The 17,362-nt window shown below is 70.8% G+C and carries 14 protein-coding genes and 1 pseudogene; 10 read left to right on the forward strand and 5 right to left on the reverse strand.

From position 1 onward, the window contains the following. The 8 genes and pseudogenes from CLM62_RS19160 to CLM62_RS19195 all read left to right on the forward strand — a co-directional run. Nucleotides 1-213: pseudogene (locus CLM62_RS19160) on the forward strand (hypothetical protein); the annotation flags it as partial. Between the two features lie 195 nt (nucleotides 214-408). Further along, nucleotides 409-1,251: a nitrilase-related carbon-nitrogen hydrolase gene (locus tag CLM62_RS19165; RefSeq protein ID WP_095751117.1), complete on the forward strand. Its 843-nt coding sequence runs from the start codon at nucleotides 409-411 to the stop codon at nucleotides 1,249-1,251. Continuing rightward, nucleotides 1,248-2,534: an aspartate aminotransferase family protein gene (locus tag CLM62_RS19170; protein ID WP_095751118.1), complete on the forward strand. Its 1,287-nt coding sequence runs from the start codon at nucleotides 1,248-1,250 to the stop codon at nucleotides 2,532-2,534. The genes CLM62_RS19165 and CLM62_RS19170 overlap by 4 nt, the downstream gene beginning before the upstream one ends. A gap of 28 nt (nucleotides 2,535-2,562) precedes the next feature. Further along, entirely contained in the window at nucleotides 2,563-4,131 is a 1,569-nt protein-coding gene (locus CLM62_RS19175; protein WP_095751119.1) for a PucR family transcriptional regulator, read from the forward strand. 155 nt (nucleotides 4,132-4,286) lie between these two features. Beyond that, nucleotides 4,287-5,129, forward strand: coding sequence for a nitrilase-related carbon-nitrogen hydrolase (locus CLM62_RS19180; RefSeq protein ID WP_095751120.1), 843 nt, complete (start codon nucleotides 4,287-4,289; stop codon nucleotides 5,127-5,129). Nucleotides 5,130-5,226: 97 nt separating this feature from the next. Beyond that, nucleotides 5,227-6,630, forward strand: coding sequence for a dihydropyrimidinase (gene hydA, locus CLM62_RS19185; RefSeq protein WP_095751121.1), 1,404 nt, complete (start codon nucleotides 5,227-5,229; stop codon nucleotides 6,628-6,630). 11 nt (nucleotides 6,631-6,641) lie between these two features. Next, nucleotides 6,642-7,661 (forward strand): TIGR03842 family LLM class F420-dependent oxidoreductase, encoded by a 1,020-nt coding sequence (locus tag CLM62_RS19190; RefSeq protein ID WP_095751122.1) that lies wholly within the window; start codon nucleotides 6,642-6,644, stop codon nucleotides 7,659-7,661. 130 nt (nucleotides 7,662-7,791) lie between these two features. After that, complete coding sequence (locus CLM62_RS19195; RefSeq protein ID WP_179382146.1) at nucleotides 7,792-9,318, forward strand: NCS1 family nucleobase:cation symporter-1; 1,527 nt, start codon at nucleotides 7,792-7,794, stop codon at nucleotides 9,316-9,318. Nucleotides 9,319-9,384: 66 nt separating this feature from the next. On the opposite strand, the gene CLM62_RS19200 is transcribed toward CLM62_RS19195, so the two are convergent. From CLM62_RS19200 to CLM62_RS19220, 5 genes are all read right to left on the reverse strand, one after another. Beyond that, nucleotides 9,385-10,032, reverse strand: coding sequence for a hypothetical protein (locus CLM62_RS19200; protein WP_257003918.1), 648 nt, complete (start codon nucleotides 10,030-10,032; stop codon nucleotides 9,385-9,387). A gap of 240 nt (nucleotides 10,033-10,272) precedes the next feature. Further along, nucleotides 10,273-11,322: a D-glycerate dehydrogenase gene (locus CLM62_RS19205; RefSeq protein WP_095751125.1), complete on the reverse strand. Its 1,050-nt coding sequence runs from the start codon at nucleotides 11,320-11,322 to the stop codon at nucleotides 10,273-10,275. 102 nt (nucleotides 11,323-11,424) lie between these two features. After that, nucleotides 11,425-12,489 carry an L-idonate 5-dehydrogenase gene (locus tag CLM62_RS19210; protein ID WP_257003919.1) on the reverse strand — a complete coding sequence of 355 codons (1,065 nt, stop codon included), beginning with the start codon at nucleotides 12,487-12,489 and terminating at the stop codon, nucleotides 11,425-11,427. A 69-nt stretch (nucleotides 12,490-12,558) separates the two neighbouring features. Continuing rightward, complete coding sequence (locus tag CLM62_RS19215) at nucleotides 12,559-13,332, reverse strand: SDR family oxidoreductase (RefSeq protein ID WP_095751126.1); 774 nt, start codon at nucleotides 13,330-13,332, stop codon at nucleotides 12,559-12,561. After that, entirely contained in the window at nucleotides 13,329-14,213 is an 885-nt protein-coding gene (locus CLM62_RS19220) for an NAD(P)-dependent oxidoreductase (protein ID WP_257003920.1), read from the reverse strand. The genes CLM62_RS19215 and CLM62_RS19220 overlap by 4 nt, the downstream gene beginning before the upstream one ends. Nucleotides 14,214-14,391: 178 nt before the next feature. Between CLM62_RS19220 and CLM62_RS19225 the strand changes: the two genes are divergently transcribed. After that, nucleotides 14,392-15,735 carry an MFS transporter gene (locus CLM62_RS19225; protein ID WP_095751128.1) on the forward strand — a complete coding sequence of 448 codons (1,344 nt, stop codon included), beginning with the start codon at nucleotides 14,392-14,394 and terminating at the stop codon, nucleotides 15,733-15,735. Nucleotides 15,736-15,829: 94 nt separating this feature from the next. Next, complete coding sequence (locus CLM62_RS19230; protein WP_095751193.1) at nucleotides 15,830-17,311, forward strand: gluconokinase; 1,482 nt, start codon at nucleotides 15,830-15,832, stop codon at nucleotides 17,309-17,311. Nucleotides 17,312-17,362: the final 51 nt, after the last annotated feature.

Raw genomic sequence — 17,362 nt, forward strand, 5'->3', positions numbered from 1 at the left:
GTGCTCGCGCTGGCCGCCGACGGCCGCCGCCGCGAGATCGGCGCGCTCCTCGACGCCTACGTCCGCGTCCGCACCCCGGAGGAGGCCGCCCGCAGCGCCGACCCCGACCCGCAGACGCTGGTCCCGCTCCTGGTGGAGGCCGCCCGGGGCGTCTCGGACGAGCGCCACTGGGACCTGGTCCACGCCCTGCGGGTCGCCGGACACACGGCCTGAGAGCCGGGCGGGCCCCGGCCCGGCCACCCCTTTCACCGGCTCGTGGCTTTCACCCACAGGAGGGTGAAACGTGATCGACTCCGCGGGTTAACGACGATGGTCTTGGCAAGCCTGCCGGGGAGGCTTACGTTCGTGCCTCTACGACCTGCGTCTACGGGCGTAGAGGCTCTGACGTCACCGTCGAAGGAGCAGCTCATGGCCAACGTCGTACGTGCCGCTCTGGTCCAGGCCACCTGGACCGGCGACACCGAGTCCATGGTGGCGAAACACGAGGAGCACGCCCGCGAGGCGGCCCGCCAGGGTGCGAAGATCATCGGCTTCCAGGAAGTCTTCAACAGTCCCTACTTCTGTCAGGTCCAGGACCCGGAGCACTACCGCTGGGCCGAGCCGGTGCCCGACGGGCCGACGACGCGTCGTATGCAACAGCTCGCGCGCGAGACGGGCATGGTCGTCGTCGTCCCGGTGTTCGAGGTCGAGCAGTCGGGCTTCTACTACAACACCGCGGCCGTGATCGACGCCGATGGCACCGTCCTCGGCAAGTACCGCAAGCACCACATCCCGCAGGTCAAGGGCTTCTGGGAGAAGTACTACTTCAAACCGGGCAACATCGGCTGGCCCGTCTTCGACACGGCCGTAGGCAAGGTCGGCGTATACATCTGCTACGACCGCCACTTCCCGGAGGGCTGGCGCCAACTCGGCCTGAACGGCGCCCAGTTGGTCTACAACCCGTCCGCCACCCACCGCGGACTCTCCTCCCACCTCTGGCGGCTGGAACAGCCCGCGGCGGCCGTCGCCAACGAGTACTTCGTCGCCGCGATCAACCGGGTGGGCGTCGAGGAGTACGGCGACAACGACTTCTACGGCACGTCGTACTTCGTCGACCCGCGCGGGCAGTTCGTGGGGGAGACCGCCAGCGACAAGGAAGAGGAACTCGTCGTCCGTGACCTCGACTTCGACCTGATCGATGAAGTCCGGCAGCTGTGGGCGTTCTACCGCGACCGGCGGCCCGACGCGTACGAAGGGCTGGTGAAGCCGTGACCAAGGACCTGCTGGGTCGCCACCGGGCCGTCCTCCCCGACTGGCTCGCCCTCTACTACGAGGACCCCCTCGAGATCACCCACGGCGAGGGCCGGTACGTCTGGGACGCCGAGGGCAACAAGTACCTCGACTTCTTCGGCGGCATCCTCACGACGATGACCGCGCACGCGCTGCCCGAGGTGACGAAGGCGGTGAGCGAGCAGGCCGGGCGGATCATCCACTCGTCCACGCTCTACCTCAACCGGCCGATGGTCGATCTCGCCGAGCGCGTCGCCCAGTTGAGCGGCATCCCGGACGCCCGCGTCTTCTTCACCACCTCCGGCACCGAGGCCAACGACACCGCCCTGCTGCTCGCCACGGCGTACCGCCGCAGCAACACGATGCTGGCGATGCGCAACAGCTACCACGGGCGCTCCTTCAGCGCGGTCGGCATCACCGGCAACCGCGGCTGGTCGCCGACCTCGCTGTCCCCGCTCCAGACGCTGTACGTCCACGGAGGCGTGCGGACGCGCGGCCCGTACGCCTCCCTGACCGACGACGACTTCATCGCGGCCTGCGTCGACGACCTGAAGGACCTGCTCGGCCACACCCGCCCGCCCGCCGCACTGATCGCCGAGCCCGTCCAGGGCGTCGGTGGTTTCACGTCTCCGCCCGACGGACTGTATGCGGCATTCCGTGAGGTGCTGACTGCATACGGGATCCTGTGGATCGCTGACGAGGTGCAGACCGGCTGGGGCCGCACCGGCGACCACTTCTGGGGCTGGCAGGCACACGGCCAGAACGGCCCTCCCGACATCCTCACCTTCGCCAAGGGCATCGGCAACGGCATGTCCATCGGCGGAGTCGTCGCCCGCGGAGAGATCATGAACTGCCTGGACGCCAACAGCATTTCCACGTTCGGCGGCACCCAGATCACCATGGCGGCGGGCCTCGCCAACCTCACCTACCTGCTGGAGCACGACCTCCAGGGCAACGCCCGGCGCGTCGGCGGACTGCTCATCGAGCGGCTGCGGGCGGTCGGGGCGCAGCTTCCGGGTGTACGGGAGGTGCGCGGGCGCGGGCTGATGATCGGCGTCGAGCTGGTGAAACCCGGCACCGACCAGGCGGACCCCGAGGCCGCGTCCGCCGTCCTCGAAGCGGCCCGCGCGGGCGGGCTGCTCATCGGCAAGGGCGGCGGCCACAACACCAGCGCCCTGCGGGTCGCCCCACCCCTGTCCCTGACCGTCGCGGAGGCCGAGGAAGGCGCCGCGATCCTCGAAGACGCTCTGAGGAGCATCCAGTAGCACCATTCTGAGCAAGGGAAAGACCGCCATGACCACCACCTTGGAGACCTGGGAGCCCCTGGAACCGACCCTGTCGGTCCGGAAGGTCCTCACACTGGAACGGGTCCTCGCCGGGGAACCCGAGGTGGTGGCCGGCGCGAGCCAGCTCGACCGGGCCGTGCGCTGGGTGCACGTCGCCGAGGCCGCCGACGTGGGCGTGATGCTCAGCGGCGGCGAGATGGTGCTCACCACCGGGGTGCTGCTCGCCGGCGACGAGAGCGCGCAGGCCGAGTACATCCAGTCGCTGCACCGCGCGGAGGCGGCGGCCGTCGTCCTGGGCCTGGGACGGGCGTTTCCGGCCCCGCCGGACGTGATGCGCCGGGCGGCCGAGCGGTGCGGGCTGCCGATGGTCGTCCTCCACCGGCCCTTCCCCTTCGCCGAGCTGACCGAGGAGGTCCAGGCCCGCCTCGTACGGCGGAAGTTCGCCGCCGTCAGCCTCTCCGAGTCCGTACGGACCGCGCTCACCGGACTCATCACCGCCGGCGCCCCGCTCCAGCGTCTGCTCGACGAGATCGCCCACCACAGCGCCTGCCCCGTCGTCGTCACCAACCTCGCCCACCGCGTCCTCGCCACGGCGGGGGAGCGGCCGGCCGTCGACGACGTGCTGCGCGACTGGGAGCGCATCGCCCGCCAGGCCGGCGGCAGCGAGGGCGACGGCTGGATCCGCGCCGAGCTGACCGGACGCGGGGAGCGCTGGGGCCGGATCGTGCTGTGCGGCTACCGGGGCGACACCGCCACCGGGCGGCTGCTCGCCGACCGGGCCGCCGAGGCGCTCGTCCTGCACCGCATGCTCGGCGGCAACTCCGCGCACACCTGGGAGGAGCAGTCCGCGCAGAGCCTGCTGACCGACCTGGTCAGCGGGGTCGTACCGGCGCGGCAGCTGCTGCCCCGGGCGCGGGCGGCCGGACTGCCGGTCAACCGGCGCGCCTTCGTCCCGCTGGTCATCCGCGACGGCGATCCGGCCCAACTCGAGCGGATTCTTCGCCTGTTGGGGCTTTCCGGGATCGTCGCCGAGCTCACCGACGGCGCCACCGCCGTTCTGCTGAGCCTGGCCCGGGACCAGGACGCCTCGGTGCTCGTGGCGAACTTCGCGGCCCGGGTGCGCTCGGAGGCCGCCCGGACGGTCGTGGCCGCCGCCGATCCGCGCATCGCCTGGGACGACGTCCCCGCCGGCCTGCGCGAGGCCCAGCACGTCGCCGATGCCGTGGCCGACTCCTCGGCCGTCCTCGACCTCCCGGCCGTCGTCCGCCTCAAGGACGTCCATCTGCGCGGCCTGATCCGGTTGCTGCGCGACGACCCGCACGTGCAGTCCTTCGCGGAGCGAGAGCTGGACGGGCTGCTGTGCGGGGCCGGCGAGGACCTGCTCGCCGTACTGCGCACCTATCTCGCCACCGGCCGCAACAAGTCCCGCACCGCGCAGCTCCACCACGTCTCCCGGCCCGCGCTCTACCGCCGGCTGGAAGCGATACAGGGCCGGCTCGGCGTCGACCTCGACGACTTCGAGCAGGCCGCCTCGGTGCACATCGCGCTCCTCGCGCACGACGCGCAACAGGGCTGAAACATGCGACGACCTGGGAAAACGGCGGTGAAACATGGGCCTACGACAGGGTGACACGGTGGCACGCCGCAGGCCCGCAGACGTGACACCGTGCAACTCAAACAGGCCTTCCGGACTTTCTAGGCTCGCCGCACACCGAGCGACCGGAGGTCCCGATGAGCAGATTGATCCGTGCCGCCCTCTTCCAGACCGCCTGGACCGGCGACAAGGAATCGATGATCCAGGTACACGAGCAGGCGGCCCGCGACGCGGCCGCGCAGGGTGCTCAGGTGCTGTGCTTCCAGGAGCTGTTCTACGGGCCCTACTTCTGCCAGGTCCAGGACAAGGCGTTCTACGAGTACGCCGAGCAGGTCCCGGACGGACCCATCGTCAAGCGCTTCCAGGCGCTCGCCAAGGAACTGGGCCTCGTCCTGATCCTGCCGATGTACGAGGAGGAGCAGCCCGGCGTCCTCTACAACACGGCCGCCGTGATCGACGCGGACGGCTCCTACCTCGGCAAGTACCGCAAGCACCACATCCCGCAGGTGCCCGGTTTCTGGGAGAAGTTCTACTTCCGCCCGGGCAACCTGGGCTGGCCGATCTTCGACACGGCCGTCGGGAGGATCGGCGTGTACATCTGCTACGACCGCCACTTCCCGGAGGGCTGGCGGGCGCTGGGCCTGGAGGGCGCCGAGATCGTCTTCAACCCGTCGGCCACCTCGCGCGGCCTGTCCGGCTACCTGTGGCAGCTGGAGCAGCCGGCGGCGGCCGTCGCCAACGAGTACTTCGTCGGCGCGATCAACCGGGTGGGGGTCGAGGAGTACGGCGACAACGACTTCTACGGGACGTCGTACTTCGTGGACCCGGAAGCCCAGTTCGTCGGCGAGGTGGCCTCCGACAAGGAGACCGAACTGGTCGTCCGCGACCTGGACCTGGCCAAGCTGCGCGAGGTCCGCGACCGCTGGCAGTTCTACCGGGACCGCCGTCCCGAGGCGTACGACCCGCTGACCGCTCCGTAGCCGACCGGAACGCCGCCGGTCCGGCGCACGGGGGGCCGGACCGGCGGCACGGACCGACCTGCACGACACCAGTGTTGACCACGGTAGGAGAGGGAGTATGAGCAGCCGTACCGTCATCCGTGGTGGTCTCGTCATCACCGCGTCCGACGAGATGCACGCCGACGTCCTGATCGAGGACGGCCGTATCGCCGCCCTCGCCGCGAGCGGCACCCCGGCCGCCGAGGCCTGGACGGCCGAGCGGATCATCGACGCCACCGGGAAGTACGTCATCCCGGGCGGGGTCGACGCCCACACCCACATGGAGCTGCCGTTCGGCGGCACCTTCGCCGCCGACACCTTCGAGACCGGCACCCGGGCCGCCGCCTGGGGCGGTACGACGACCATCGTCGACTTCGCCGTGCAGAGCGTCGGCCACACCCTGCGCGAGGGCCTGGACACCTGGCACGCCAAGGCCGAGGGCAACTGCGCCATCGACTACGCCTTCCACATGATCGTCTCCGACGTGAACCAGGAGACGCTCAAGGAGATGGACCTGCTGGTGGGAGAGGGCGTCACCTCCTTCAAGCAGTTCATGGCCTACCCGGGCGTCTTCTACAGCGACGACGGCCAGATCCTGCGCGCCATGCAGCGCTCCGCCGAGAACGGCGGCCTGATCATGATGCACGCCGAGAACGGCATCGCGATCGACGTGCTGGTGGAGCAGGCGCTGGCCCGGGGTGAGACCGACCCGCGCTATCACGGGGAGGTGCGCAAGGCCCTGCTGGAGGCCGAGGCCACCCACCGCGCCATCAAGCTGGCACAGGTCGCCGGGGCGCCCCTGTACGTCGTGCACGTCTCGGCGATGGAGGCAGTCGCCGAGCTGGCCAAGGCACGCGACGAGGGGCTGAACGTCTTCGGGGAGACCTGCCCGCAGTACCTGTTCCTGTCGACGGACAACCTCGCCGAGCCCGACTTCGAGGGCGCGAAGTACGTGTGCTCGACGCCGCTCAGGCCGAAGGAGCACCAGGCCCACCTCTGGAAGGGCCTGCGCACCAACGACCTCCAGGTCGTCTCCACCGACCACTGCCCCTTCTGCTTCGTGGGCCAGAAGGAACTCGGCCGGGGCGACTTCTCCAAGATCCCCAACGGCCTCCCGGGCGTCGAGAACCGCATGGACCTGCTCCACCAGGCCGTCGTCGACGGGCACATCTCCCGCCGCCGCTGGATCGAGATCGCCTGCGCCACCCCGGCCCGGATGTTCGGCATGTACCCGAAGAAGGGCACCATCGCCCCCGGCGCCGACGCGGACGTCGTCATCTACGACCCGGACGCCGAGCAGACCGTCTCCGCCGAGACGCACCACATGAACGTCGACTACTCGGCGTACGAGGGCAAGCGCCTCACCGGCCGCGTCGAGACGGTCCTCTCGCGCGGCGAACTGGTCATCACCGAGCGGGAGTACACCGGGCACGCCGGACACGGCACGTACACCCCCCGCTCCACCTGTCAGTACCTCAACTAGGAGCGGAGCCCATGGACTTCGGACTCGTCCTGCAGACCGACCCGCCGGCCTCGAAGGTCATCAGCCTGATGAAGCGCGCCGAGCGCAACGGCTTCACCTACGGCTGGACCTTCGACTCCGCCGTGCTCTGGCAGGAGCCGTTCGTGATCTACAGCCAGATCCTGTCGAACACGTCCAAGCTGAAGGTCGGCCCGATGGTCACCAACCCGGGCACCCGCACCTGGGAGGTCACCGCCTCCACCTTCGCCACCCTCAACGACATGTTCGGCAACCGCACGGTCTGCGGCATCGGCCGCGGCGACTCCGCGATGCGGGTCGCGGGCCGCAAGCCGAACACGCTGGCCCGCATCAGTGAGGCCATGAAGGTCATCCGGGCGCTCGGCCGGGGTGACGAGGCCGACCTCGGCGGTACGGTGATCAAGTTCCCGTGGATCAAGCCGGGCGCCGAACTCCCCGTATGGATGGCGGCGTACGGTCCCAAGGCGCTGAAGATGACGGGCGAGGAGGCCGACGGGTTCATCCTCCAGCTCGCCGACCTCTATCTGACCGAGTACATGGTGAAGGCGGTCAAGGACGCGGCTGTCGCCGCCGGCCGTGACCCCTCCGAGGTGAAGATCTGTGTCGCCGCCCCGGCGTACGTCACCGAGGACGACTCGCCCGAGGCGCTCGCCCACGCGCGCGAGCAGTGCCGTTGGTTCGGCGGGATGGTCGGCAACCACGTGGCCGACCTGGTGTCGAAGTACGGCGAGCACTCCGCCGCCGTACCCGACGAACTCACCGACTACATCAAGGCCCGCGAGGGCTACGACTACTCCCATCACGGGCGCAGCGGCAACCCCGACACCCAGTTCGTGCCCGACGAGATCGTCGACCGGTTCTGCCTGATCGGGCCGGTCGAGAAGCACATCGAGAAGCTGAACGCGCTGCGTGAGCTGGGCGTCGACCAGTTCGCCGTCTACGACATGCACGACGCCCAGGAAGCCGTCATCGACGCGTACGGCACGCGGGTGATCCCGGCTGTCAACGCCTGATCCGGATCCGCCCCACTGCTCACCTCCCCAACCCCCGCCCCCCACTCCTGTACTCCCCTCCCCACCCCCCGGGGAGGGGGCCGGAGCCCGCACGGCCTTTCCGGACCACCCTTCATTGATTGGCCTGCCCATGACCGACACCGCTCCCACGGCCATACCGCCGTCCACCCAAGTCACCCTCGCCGACGGCCGGGTGGAGCTCGCCCCGGGCGCCCCCGCCCCGAGCGGCCGCTACGCCAACGAGGATCTGCTGCCGGTCCCGGTGGAGAAGCGCACCTGGACCACGTACAACTTCTCCGCGCTGTGGGTCGGCATGGCCCACAACACCGCCTCCTGGACCCTGGCCTCCGGTCTGATCGCCGTCGGCATGGACTGGAAGCAGGCGGTGCTCACCATCGCCCTGGCCAATGTGATCGTGCTGGTCCCGATGCTGCTCACCGGGCACGCGGGACCGAAGTACGGCATCCCCTTCCCGGTCTTCGCCCGTGCCTCCTTCGGCATCCGCGGCGCCAACCTGCCGGCCGTCGTCAGGGCGTTGGTGGCGTGCGGCTGGTTCGGCATCCAGACCTGGATCGGCGGCGAGGCGATCTACTTCCTCGCCGGGAAGCTCATCGGCAACGGCTGGACCGATGTCGGCAAGATCGGCGGCTACGCCTGGACGATGTGGCTGTCGTTCGCGATCTTCTGGGCGATCCAGGTGGCGATCATCTACCGGGGCATGGAGACGATCCGCCGCTTCGAGAACTGGGCGGCGCCCTTCGTGCTCGTCGGCGCCTTCGTGATGCTGTGGTGGATGAGCGACAAGGCCGGCGGCTTCGGCCCGCTCTTCGACCAGCCCTCCAAGCTGGGCTGGGGCGCGGACTTCTGGAAGCTGTTCTGGCCGTCCCTCATGGGCATGATCGGCTTCTGGTCCACTTTGTCCTTGAATATTCCGGACTTCACGCGCTATGGAAAGAGCCAGAAGGCGCAGACGTGGGGTCAGGCGCTGGGCCTGCCGACGACCATGACTCTCTTCGCCCTGCTGTCGGTGATGGTCACCTCCGGTTCGCAGGCCGTCTACGGCGAGACGATCTGGGACCCGGTACAGCTCGCCGCCAAGACGGACAACGTCGTGGGCCTGCTGTTCGCGCTGGTCACCGTGCTGGTGGCGACCCTGTCCGTGAACATCGCGGCCAACCTGGTCTCCCCGGCCTTCGACTTCTCCAACATCGCGCCCCGGAAGATCAGTTTCCGGGCCGGCGCGCTCGCCACCTGCGTCCTCGGCGTGCTGATCTTCCCGTGGAAGCTGTACTCCGACCCGCAGGGCTACATCTTCACCTGGCTCGGCCTGGTCGGCGGTCTGCTCGGCACGGTCGCCGGCATCCTCATCGCCGACTACTGGATCCTGCGCCGCGGCAAGCTGGACCTGACCGACCTGTACCGCACGGGCGGCCGCTACTGGTACGAGGGCGGCTGGAACTGGCGGGCCGTCGTCGCCTTCGCCGTCGGCGGTGTCCTCGCCATCGGCGGCGCCAGCTTCAAGCCGCTGATCGACGGCCGGCCGATCCCGGCGCTGGAGCCGCTGGCCGACTACGGCTGGGCGGTGGGCCTGGGCACCTCGATGGTGCTGTACGTGCTGCTCATGCTGGCGCGCGGACGGGACCGTCTCGAGGCCTGACCCATCTGTCGGAACTCTTCTGTCGTAGAACCGCTTCGTAGAACCGCTGTTGGAGGACGGTCAGCCCTACTGGCCGTCCTCCAGCGCGGCGACCGCCTCCTTGGCGGCCTTGATGGCTCCCTTGTTGATCTCGTCCGTACTGGGCGCCTTCTTCGACTCGAAGTCGCTGCCGTTGTACGTGACGACCACCAGCGCGTTGGACGCGCGTACCACCACCGTGCCCTCACGCGTCTGCTGCTTGTCCTCGGTGGTGAGGTTCACCACCGAGTACGCCGAGTCGCCGAGCCCGGGCACGGCCCCGCCGCCGCTCTTCTCCGTGACGTTCTCCTTGTACGACTTCTGAGCCACCTCGTCCGACTCGGTGATCTCGAAGGACACGTCGAGCCAGCGGTAGTCGTACCCCTTGAGGGCGTTCCAGGAGCAGGTGCGGCGCACTTTCGAGTCCGTCGACCGAATCTCCTTGCCGGCCTTCTTGGCGCCCGGCACGAGCGACGTGATCGTCTTCCCGGCAAGACTGGCGCACGGCGCGGGAGCGGCGGCGTACGTCTTCGACGCCGCCGACGTCGACGGGGCGGAGGCGGACTGGGTCCCGGTCTGCTGCCGCTCGTCGTGGCTCTCGGCGGGCGTCGCGGCGAACGGGCCGGACGCCAGGGCCCAGCCCGCCACAGCGAGCACGGCGACGGGGGACAGACGCGCGGTGAGGGCGAGCGGCAAGGGAAGCGAACTAGAACGCACGGCGCACTTTTCGTGGGGGACGGTGCGGAGGGAGTCCGCACTGCGGACGGGACGCCAGTGTCACATGACTGCCTGTGGGGCGGAAGTGCCAACTCGCTCCGTGGCCGTGCGATCACTGTGTCCTGTCGAGGGGGATCGTGTGCCGGTCACGGCCTGACGGCGGTCACCAGCCAGACCCCGTCCCCACCGTCTCCGCGTCCGGATCGCCGTGGTGAGCGACTACGGCTGAGCGCTGATGACGGACGCGTTCTGCCCCGCACGCTGGGCGCGTCGGCCGGGCAGGCTCGGGGTGCCGGGGAGTGGGGTGGGGGCGGGGTGGCCCTCCAGAACGGCTTCGACGTTGCGGGCGGCGAGTTCGACCATGGCCGCGCGGGTCGCCTCGGTCGCCGAGCCCACATGTGGCAGCACCACCAGGTGCGGCTCGGTGAGCAGGGGGTCGGAGGGGTCCGTGCGCGGCTCGCCGGTCATGACGTCCAGCCCTGCCGAGTGGATCTCCCCGCGGCGCAGCGCCGTCAGGAGGGCCTCCTCGTCGACGATCCCTCCGCGACCGGTGTTGACCAGGGTCGCGGTCGGTTTCATCAGGGCGAGTTCGGCCGCGCCGATCATGTCCTTGGTCTCCTCCGTCAGCGGCGTGTGCACGGACACCACGTCGCTGGTCCGCAGCAGTTCGTCGAACGGCACCCATCGGGACAGCTCGTCGTCCTCCCTGCGCCGGGGGTGGTGGTGCTGTACGCGCATGCCGAATCCGGCGGCTCTGCGGGCGAGTGCGCGGGCGATCTGCCCGTAGCCGATCAGCCCGAGGGTGGCGCCGTGCACGTCGAGGCCGAGGAAGGCGTCCATGCGGAAGGCGCCCCATGCGCCGCGGCGCAGCGCGTCCATGGCGGCGGGCAGGCGGCGCCGTGCCATCAGGATCAGCGCCATCGCCACATCGGCGGTGGTGTCGGCCAGCACGTCGGGCGTGTGGGTGACGACGACGCCGCGTTCGGCGGCGGCCTCGACGTCCACGCCGTCGTAGCCCATCGACGCGAGGGCCACGACCCGAAGATCCGGTCCTGCCGCGTCGAGCAGTGCGGCGTCGACGCGGTCGCTGCCGAGGACCAGCAGTCCCTCGCAGCCCCGGACGAGCCCGGCCAGCTCGGAGGGGGTCGGCGGCCGCGCGCCCGTCCAGGCGGTGATGTCGCAGCGGTCGGCGAGGCGCTCGACGCCGTCTCCCGGCAGAGCGGTGCGGCTGACCGCGACGCGGGGGCGGCGGGTGGGGCTGCCGGACATGCTGAACTCCTTGCGGCGAGGGGGATGTAAGTGCGGGAGGCGGTCTGTGGATCGTGATGCGGGGGCAGGCAGGTGGCGGCCAGGGCCGGGCCGGACACCGCGTCAGGCCACCCCCGGCTCGCCGAAGTCGAGCAGCACCTTGCAGGAGCGGGCGGGGTCGGCCGCGATCTCGAACCCCTCCCGCACGTGCGCCACCGGTAGGACGGAGGTGACGACCGGCTCGACCGGGAGGCGGCCGTCGGCCAATGCCGGGAGCACCTCGGTGAGTTCGTCGTCGAAGCGGAAGGAGCCGACGAGCCGCAGTTCCCGTGTGATCAGCGCGTTGGCCGCCACCGGCGTGTCCCCGGGCGGCAGCAGTCCGAGGCCCACCACCAGGCCGCCCCGGTCGACTCCGTACACGCAGGTACGCAGTCCGGCCGGGTTGCCCGAGGACTCGATCGCGAGGTCTGCGGCGAGTTCGTCCAGCCCGTCGGTACCGGCGCCGACCCGTACGGTCGACGTGGCGCCCACCTGCTTGGCGACGGCCAGCGGAGCCTCGTGCACGTCGGTCACGGTGATCTCGGCCGCGCCGGCGGCCCGCAGCGCCGCGACCACCAGGCAGCCGATGGGGCCCGCGCCGGTGACCAGTACCCGCCTGCCGCGGACGTCGCCGGCCTGCCGTACGGCGTGCCAGGCGACCGCGGCCGGTTCGGCCACCGCGGCCAGCCGCAGGTCCAGGCCGTCGGGGAGTGCGAGCACCCGCTCGGCGGGGACGACGAGGACGTCGGCGAAGCCGCCCTGCACATGGGGGTCGCGGGCCGCGCTGCCGAGGTAGCCGGTGTCGAGGCACGTGTTGCGCCGCCCGGCGAGGCACTGCCGGCAGCTGCCGCAGGACGCCAGCGGGTGCACGGCCACCGGCGTGCCCGGCGGCGGTGCCTGGGTGCCGGGGCCCGCCTCGCGTACCCGGCCCACGATCTCGTGTCCCAGCACGAGCGGTTCGCGCAGCCGGAACTCCCCGACCGCGCCGTGGCGCCAGTAGTGCAGGTCGGAGCCGCAGATGCCGCCGTACCGGATGTCGACCGCGATCTCACCCGGGCCCGGTGTCGGCACCGGGCGTTCCTCCAGGCGCAGGTCGCCCGCGCCGTGCGCCACCACGGCCCGCATCTTCGCTGGGTCCCTGTCGTTCATGTCCTCGTCCCGCTCTCTGCCGAACGGCTCGGCTGCTTCGGTTGGTTGAGTGCATTGGAGGGTGGTGCGTCAGACGACCGCGGTCAGTCCGCCGTCGACCGCGATCACCTGGCCGTTGACGAAGTCCGACGCGGGTGCCGCGAGCCACACCAGCGTGCCGACGAGGTCCTCGACCGAGGCCCAGCGGCCGGCCGGGGTGCGGCCCCGGATCCACGAGTCGAAGGCGGGGTCCTCCACCAACGGGCGGGTCAGCTCGGTGACCACATAGCCGGGGGCGAGCGCGTTGACGGTGAGTCCCGATCCGGCCCACTCCGCGCACATACTGCGCGTCAGCATCGCCAGGCCGCCCTTGGACGCCGCGTACGCGGCGATGCCGGGCCGGGCCAGCCAGGTCTGTACGGAGCAGATGTTGACGATCTTTCCGTGGCCGCGCTCGACCATTCCGGCCGCGACCGTGCGGCCCACGAGGAAGGCGCTGGTGAGGTTGGTGTGCAGCACCCGCTCGAAGGTCTCCGCCGAGACCTCCAGCATCGGCTCGCGGTGTTGCACGCCGGTGTTGTTGACGAGGATGTCCAGCGGGCCGATGCCGTCCTCGATCTCCCGGACCGCTCGTCGTACGGCGCTCTCGTCGGTGACGTCGAAGACCGCCGCGTGCACCTTGGCCCCGGTGCGCTCGGCCAGCTCCTCCCGGGCGCGCTCCAGTGCCGCGTCGTCGCGGCCGTTGAGGACGAGTTCGGCGCCCGCCTCGGCAAGGCCGGCGGCGAGGGCGGCACCGATGCCCTTGCTGGAGCCGGTCACCAGGGCCCGGCGGCCGGCGAGGTCGAACAGGGCGGGAACCTTCACGGCCGTACCTCCAGGGGAGCGTAGTAGCGCATCAGCGCGGCGTTGTCGGCGTCGCCGTGCCCGGCCGCGGTGAGCCAGCGGTGAAGTTCGGCGACGGCTGTCGTGACGGGCAGCGGTACGCCGGCCGAGCGCGCGTAGTCGCGGGCGGCCTCCAGGTCCTTGACCATGTTGCTGACCCGGCCGGTGGGGGAGAGGTCGGCGTCGGCGAACTTGACGAAGAACTCCCGCAGCAGCGCCGAGTCGGCGCGGCCCCCGCTGAGCGCGGTGAGCACCTTCCGGGGTGGCAGGCCCGCCGCCCGCACCAGCGCGGCCGCCTCGGCCAGCGCGGCGAATCCGCAGCCGACCAGCACCTGGTTGACGGACTTCACCAGCTGACCGGAACCGGGTGGGCCGAGATGCGTCAGCCGGGAGGCCAGGGCGCCGAGTACGGGCAGCGCGCGTTCGACGTGCTCCTCCTCGCCACCCAGCATCAGGGTCAGCTCGCCGCGCGCGGCGGCCGGTGCGCCTCCCGACAGCGGGGCGTCGACCCAGCCGGCGCCCAGCTTGGCGGCGCGTTCGGCGAACTCGCGGGTGCGTCCCGGGTCGATGCTCGACATGTCGATGACCAGTACGTCGTCCGGTGCCTCACTCAGCACCCCGTCCGGGCCGAAGACCACTTGCTCCACGATGCCGGCCGTGTTGAGGGAGAGGATCACCACGCGCGACGCGGCGAGCCGGGCGGGCGATTCCGCCATGGCGGCCCCGTTCCGGGCGAGTTCGGCGCCGGCCTGCGGCCGGATGTCGTAGACGCGCACCGTGCGTTCGCGCCCGAGCAGCCGGCGGGCGATCGCGGAGCCCATGACCCCGAGCCCGGCGACGCCCACCTCTGTATGTGCTGACACCTGACCTCCTGAACCAAATGCTGTGCTGTGAACAGCATACTGAACGCTTCGGGCTGGAATGTCGAGGGGGTGTCAGTTGTGTTCAGCATATTGGCATCGATGCCACATGCTGTTACGGTCCCCGACGTCCCCAGATGAACGGCGTGTGACACGTCCGTGAGACGGAAGGGCGGCATCCATGACGGTGCCAACGACGACATCCTCCGGGCCCGCCGCAGGTGACAGCACCCACAAAGACCCGGGACTGCGCCGCGCGCTCTTCACGAGCTCGGTGGGCAGCGCCCTCGAGTACTACGACTTCGCCATCTACGGCATCGCCTCGGCGCTGGTGTTCAAGCACCTGTTCTTCCCTGGGCTCGGCGACGCGGTCGGGCTCGTGGCCATCTTCGCCACCTACGCGGTCGGGTTCGTCGCCCGTCCCCTCGGCGGTCTGTTCTTCGGCTCGCTCGGCGACCGGCACGGCCGCAAGACAGTGCTGGTCGTCACCGTCGCGCTGATGGGCGGGTCGTCCTTCGCCATCGGGCTGCTGCCCACCTACCACACCGCGGGCATATGGAGCCCCGTCCTGCTGATGCTGCTGCGGCTGCTGCAGGGCTTCGGCGCCGGAGCCGAACAGGCGGGCGCCTCCACCCTGATGGCCGAGTACGCCCCGCCCGCCAGACGCGGCTACTACGCCGCCCTCCCGTTCGTCGGGATCCAGGTGGGCATGCTGCTCGCCACCGCGCTGTTCGTACCGCTGGCGCAGTTGGACGAAGACGTCCTGTTCGGCTGGGTGTGGCGGGTGCCGTTCCTGCTGAGCGCGGTGCTCATCCTGGTCGCGGTCTACATCCGGCTGAAGCTGGAGGAGAGCCCCGCCTTCGCCCAGTTGGAAGAAACCGGAGAGGTCAGCAAGCGTCCGCTGCGCGACCTCATGGTCAACAGCCGCCGGAACCTGTTCGTCACCTTCGGCCTGCGGATGGCCGAGAACGGCACCTCCTACCTGTACTCCACCTTCAGCATCAGCTACGTGACCGCCGTGGTCGGCGTCTCCTCCTCGGTCGGCCCGCTCGCGGTGGCCTGCGCCTCGCTCGCCGGTGTCGTCACCATCCCGCTGTTCGGCATGCTGTCCGACCGGATCGGCCGCGTCCCGCTGTACCGCTGGGCCGCGCTTTTCCAGGCCCTGTTCGCCATTCCCGCCTTCGCGTTGATGAGCACCGGCAACACGGTGCTGATCTGCGCCGTGATCACCGTCGGCATCGGCGTCGGCGTGAACGGCATGCTCGGCTCCCAGTGCGCCCTGCTGGCCGAGCTGTTCGGCGCGCGGCACCGGTACACGGGCGTGGCGATCGGCCGGGAGTTCAGCGCGATCATCGCCGGCGGTGTCGCTCCGCTGCTGGGAGCCACCCTGCTGCTCGCCTTCAACGACTCCTGGTGGCCCCTCGCCGGCTACGTGATCGTGCTGTCCCTCATCACCTTCCTGACGACCTTCGCCACACCGGAGACACGCGGCCGGGACCTCACCGACCCCGCCGACGCCCGCTGACTCTCCGGACACGAGCCGCCGGCGCTGGGCGGGCCCTCCGACGGGCATGCCCGGAACCGAACCGACCCCGAACCAAGCCGAAACGGAGACCGTGATGAACGACGCCGGCGAGGCGGTGCTCGGCATCGACCTGGGCACCACCGCCACCAAGGTGGTCGCGGTGGATGCCGCGTACCGCCCGGTGTCGACCGTCGAACGTCCCGCCCCCCTGCGCACCGGGCGGGACGGCGAAGCCGTCCACGACCCCGCGACCGTGCTGGCCGGGGTGGTCGACGCGGTGCGGGAGAGTGCCGAACACTGCGCGCACCTGGGATTGGCCGTCCGGGGGCTGTCCTTCAGCGCGGCCCTGCACACCCTGCTCGCCCTCGACTCCTCCGGCGCACCGCTGACTCCCGCCCTGAGCTGGGCCGACACCCGCTCGGCCGACATCGCCCGCCGCTTGCGGGCCGAGGGCGGGGACGCGCTCCACCGTGCGACCGGCACCCCGGTGCACCCCATGGCGCCGGTGACCAAGCTGGCCTGGTTCGCCGCACACGAACCGGGACTCTTCCGGCGTACGGCCGTGTGGTGCGGGATGAAGGACTACGTGCTGTCCCGGTTCACCGGCCGACTGATCACCGACCACTCCTGTGCCTCCGCCACCGGGTTGATGGACCTCCGCACCACTGCCTGGCACGGACCCGCACTGGAGGCCGCCAGGGTGTCCGGCGAACGGCTGCCCGACCTCGTACCGCCGACCGCCACCTTCCCGCTGCTGCCCGAGCCGGCCGCCGCGCTGGGCCTGCCCACCGGGCTGCCCGTGGTCGCGGGCGCCGGAGACGGGCCGCTCGCCAACCTCGCGGTCGGCGCCACCACCCCCGGTACGGCCGCGCTGTCGCTGGGCACCAGCGGCGCGCTCCGCGTCGTGCGCGACCGGCCGGGCGTGGACGACAGGTGCCGTGTCTTCTGCTACCACCTCGCCGACGGGCTGTGGGTGCTCGGCGGAGCGGTCAGCAACGCCGGAGTCGTCGCCCAGTGGGCTGCCGAATCCTTCGGTGGCATCGACGTGGCCGACCTCCTGAAGGAGGCGGCCGAAGTCGAGCCCGGCTCCGAGGGCCTCATCGCGCTGCCTCATCTCCTCGGCGAACGCGCCCCCTGGTGGGACCCCGATGCCCGGGGCGCCCTGATCGGGCTGCGGCGCGCGCACGGCAGAGCCCATATGACACGGGCCATGATCGAGGGCGTCGGGCAGCAACTGGCGCTGGTCAGGGACTCGGTGGTCGCTGCCGGGGCGCCGGTCGCCTCGGTGCGGGCCACCGGCGGAGCGCTGCGGTCGTCGCTCTGGGCGGAGATCGTCGCGGCGGCGCTCGACATGCCGCTCGGGATCACGGACGACACCGCCGGCTCCGGATTCGGCGCCGCGCTCCTCGGCTGGCGTGCGCTCGGCGCCGTGTCCGACCTGTCCGCCCTGCCCGCCGACGTCTGGTCCCGGCCACACCGCACCGTCCTGCCGGATCCGGTGGCCGTCCGGCGGATGGCGGATGCCCGGCCCCGGGTCGAAGGGCTGCACGTGGCGCTGCGGGAGTTCTCCGCGTAGCGCCCGTGCCGGCGCATCCAGCGTATCCAGCGCATCCAGCGCATCCAGCGG

This window comes from Streptomyces sp. SA15, from assembly GCF_002291145.1.
GTDB lineage: Bacteria > Actinomycetota > Actinomycetes > Streptomycetales > Streptomycetaceae > Streptomyces.